Annotated in this window: 1 protein-coding gene; it reads right to left on the reverse strand. The window is 73.9% G+C overall.

Translation table 11 applies throughout. The features are described from left to right. A partial coding sequence (locus PUR56_RS07395; RefSeq protein WP_329948324.1) for an SDR family NAD(P)-dependent oxidoreductase occupies positions 1-4,367 on the reverse strand: 4,367 nt, incomplete at its 3' end. Between the last annotated feature and the right edge of the window lie 25 nt (positions 4,368-4,392).

A 4,392-nucleotide genomic window follows, 5' to 3' on the forward strand; every position in this document is an offset into this window, starting at 1 on the left:
ACGACCAACGCCGCCGCATCGCCGAGCGACAGCACCCCGGCCACGTGCGCGGCAGCGATCTCACCGATCGAATGACCGACCAGCACGTCCGCCCGCACACCCCAGTGCGACAGCAGCGCGTGCAACGCCACCTCGACGGCGAACAACGCCGGCTGCGCGTACCCGGTGCGGTGGATCAGCTCCTCGTCCGCCAGCACCTCCGCCAACGGCCGGTCCAGATAGGCATCCACGTGCAACGCCACCTGGTCGAAGGCATCCGCGAAAACCGGGAACGCCTCGTACAACCCCCGGCCCATCGACGCACGCTGCGCACCCTGCCCCGTGAACAGGAACGCCACCCGACCAGAACCCGCAACACCCGTCAGACCACCCGCCCCGGAAGCTACCGCGCCCAACCCGGTCGTCAACCCCTCGGTGTCACCGGCAAGCACCACCGCGCGATGTGCCAGCGCGGCACGCCGGATCGAGGCCGCGCCGAGCGCCACCGCCGGGTCCCCGCCTTCTCCGGCGGAGGCCAGCATGCGCGCGGCCTGAGCCCGCAGAGCTTCGGAGGTGTGACCTGAGAGCACCAGCGGCACGATCGGCAACCGCGTCGGCACCGGCGCGGACACGGGCTCGGTCGCCGGGGGCTCCTCCAGGATCACGTGCGCGTTCGTGCCGCTCATGCCGAACGACGAGATGCCGGCCCGGCGCGGGCGGTCCCCGGGGTTCCACGGCCGGGACTCCGTCAGCAGCTCGACGGCGCCGGACGCCCAGTCCACGTGCGGGGACGGCTCGTCGGCGTTCAGCGTCGCGGGCAGCACACCGTGCCGCATCGCGAGAATCATCTTGATGATGCCCGCGACACCGGCCGCGGCCTGCGTGTGCCCGATGTTGGACTTCACCGACCCCAGCCACAACGGCTCGCCGCCGTCACGGCCCTGGCCGTACGTCGCCAGGAGCGCCTGGGCCTCGATCGGGTCGCCCAGGGCGGTACCGGTGCCGTGCGCCTCCACCGCGTCCACGTCGGACGCCAACAGGCCCGCCTGCGCCAGCGCCGCCCGGATCACCCGCTGCTGCGACGGACCGTTCGGCGCCGTCAGACCGTTCGACGCACCGTCCTGGTTGACCGCCGTGCCCCGCACCACCGCCAGCACCCGACGACCCGCAGCCCTCGCCGACGACAACCGCTCGACGAGCAGCATGCCGACACCCTCGGACCAGCCCGTCCCGTCGGCACCCGCGCCGAACGGCTTGCACCGGCCGTCGGGCGCGAGGCCCCGCTGGCGCGAGAACTGAACGAAGGTCTCCGGGCCCGACATCACGGCCACACCGCCGGCCAGCGCCATCGAGCACTCACCCGAACGCAGTGCCTGCGCCGCCAGGTGCAACGCCACCAGCGACGACGAGCACGCCGTGTCGATGGTCACCGCCGGGCCTTCGAGCCCGAACGTGTACGAGATCCGCCCGGAGACGACGCTGCCGGCCGTTCCGGTCAGGAGGTGGCCTTCCAGCTCGTCCGGGAGCCCCGCCGCCAGGTCTGCGTAGTCGATGCTGTTGGCACCGGCGAACACGCCGACCTGCTCGCCGCGGAGCGACGACGGATCGATCCCGGCCCGCTCGAACGCCTCCCACGCGGTTTCCAGCAGAAGCCGATGCTGCGGATCCATCGCCAGCGCCTCACGCGGCGAGATCCCGAACAGGTCGGCGTCGAACTCCGGTGCCTCGTAGAGGAATCCGCCCTCGCGGGTGTACGTGGTGCCGGCGTGGTCCGGGTCGGGGTGGTACAGCCCGTCCAGGTCCCAGCCACGGTCGGTCGGGAACGCCCCGATCCCGTCCCGACCGGAGGCGACCAGCTCCCAGAACGCTTCCGGGGTGTCCGCCCCGCCGGGGAGCCGCAGGCCCATGCCCACGATGACGATCGGATCGTCGTCGCCTGCGGCCACCGTGCCCACCGGCGCCAGCACCGCGTCCACCGAGCCGCTCAGCTCGCCCAGCAGGTGGGCCGCCAGCCGCTCGACGCTCGGGTAGTCGAACACCAGCGTCGCCGCGAGCACCAGTCCGGTCGCTCCCTGGAGGCGGTTCCGGAGCTCCACCGCCGTCAGCGAGTCGAAGCCGAGCTCCTTGAACGCCCGCCCCGGTTCCAGTCCCTCGGCCGAGGTGTGACCCAGCACGGCGGCGACGTGCGACCGCACGACCTCGCCGACCAGGCGCTCCCGCTCCCCTGCGGCGAGGCCCGCCAGCCGCTGCGCCAACGTGGAGAACACCGTGCCGCCGACGGCCGGCGCCGCCTCCACCTCGGGCAGACCGTCGAACAGCGGACGGGCCCGCGTCGCCGCGAACACCGGGACGAACGCGTCCCACCGGACCTCGGCGATCGTCAGTGCGGCCTCGTCGCCGTTCACCGCGCCGGCCAGTGCGGCCACCGCCAGTCGCGGGTCAAGCGGCACGAGGCCGCGGCGCCGGAGCTGGGTCGCGACCTCGTCGTCCGCGGCCATGCCGATCTCGGCCCACGGCCCCCAGGCCACGGCCGTTCCCGGGAGCCCGTACGCGCGCCGCCTGGCGATCAGGCCGTCCAGGGCCGCGTTCGCCGCCCCGTACGCGGCCTGGTCACCGCTGCCCCAGACACCGGAGATCGACGAGAACACCACGAACGCGTCGAGACGCGTACCGACCAGCGCGTCCAGGTGCAACGCCCCGTCGACCTTGCCGGACAGCACGGCGCGGAAGTGCGCCTCGTCGGCGTCGCGCAGCGGCACGTCGGCAGCGACGCCCGCCGCGTGCACCACCGCGTCGACGTCGCCGACGACGGCCAGCAGGGCCTCGACCTCGGCCCCGTCGGCCAGATCGCAGGCGTGCACCTCGGCGTTCGGCAGCTCGGCCAGCAGCTCCGCCGCACCGGGCGCCCGCGCTCCGCGCCGCGACACCAGCACCAGCCGCTCGGCGCCGTTCGCCGCGGCCCAGCGCGCGACCTCCGCGCCCAGGCCGCCCGTGCCACCGGTGATCAGCACCGTCCCGCGCGGACGCCAGGCGGAGGCCGCCGTGCTCGCCGGGGCGTGCTCCAGCCTCCGGACGACCACCCCGCCGCCGCGCACCGCGACCTGGTCCTCGACGCCGAGCGCTCCGGCCAGCACCGCACCGACCCGCGCGGCCGCACGGGCGTCGACGACCGGCGGCAGGTCGAGCAGCCCGCCCCAGAACTCCGGGTGCTCCAGGCCGACCACCCGGCCGAAGCCCCACAACGCGGCCTGGTCGACGTCGACCGGGCTGTCCGCCCGGCCGGTCGTCACGGCGGCCCGCGTCACCAGCCACAGCGGGCTCTCGTTCCGCACGTCCGTCAGGGCCTGAACCAGCGCCGACGCGTCGCCGAGCGAGGTCGTCGACGCCACGACGCCGGAGATGTCGAGCCCTTCGAACCGGGCGGCCAGTTCGGCGCGGGTCCCTGCGGGCACCCGGACCACCGAGGCGCCGAGCCCGCTCAGCACCTCACCGAGCCCGTGGACGTCGTCCCCGACCACGGCCCACCGTCCGGCCGGTTCTGCGGCCGGCAGGTCGGCGGGCTTCCAGGTGACCCGGTAGCGCAGGCCGTCGATCAGTGACCGCTCCTGGCCCCGTGCCCGCCAGGACGCGAGCGCGGGCAGCACGTTCTCCAGCGACGCGGTCGGGACGCCGAGCTGCGCGGACAGGCCGGACAGATCGCCCTGCTCCACCGTGGCCCAGAACCCGGCCTCGACGGGGTCGGCGGCCACCGCCTTCGCGGGCCGGCTCTCCAGCCAGTACCGCTGGTGCTGGAAGGCGTAGGTCGGCAGCTCGACCGGTCGGACGCCGGTGAAGAAGGGCGCCCAGTCGACCGGAACGCCGTTGACGTGCAGGGTCGCCAACGCCGTGAGCACGGTGGTGACTTCGTCGCGGTCGCGGCGCAGCAGCGGCGCGGTGACGGCGTCGGGCTGCTGGACGAGCGCGGACAGCACGCCGTCCGGGCCCAGTTCGACGAACCTCGTAACACCGTCGAGGGCCGCGAGGGCATCGGCGAACCGGACGGGCTTGCGGACCTGGTCGACCCAGTACTCCGGGTCCGACCACTGCCCGACACCTATCTGACGACCAGTCACCGACGAAACCGCCGGGACCGAAGGCTCGGCGAAGGAGAGGGACCGCACCACGGCACGGAAGTCCTCCAACATCGGCTCCATCAACCGCGAATGGAAGGCATGACTGGTCCGCAGACGGCTGGACTTCCAACCCCGCCCGCCCGCCGCCTCCGCAACGGCGTCGATCTCGGCTTCCAGGCCCGCGACCACCACGGCCCCAGGACCGTTCACCACCGCGACGTCCACGTCCGGGAACGCCGCCAGGACGTCCGCCTCGGAAGCACCCACCGCAAGCATCGCCCCACCCGCCGGAAGAGCCTGC

Origin of the sequence: Streptomyces sp. BE303 (genome assembly GCF_036290945.1) — a bacterium.
Classification (GTDB): Bacteria; Actinomycetota; Actinomycetes; order Streptomycetales; family Streptomycetaceae; genus Kitasatospora.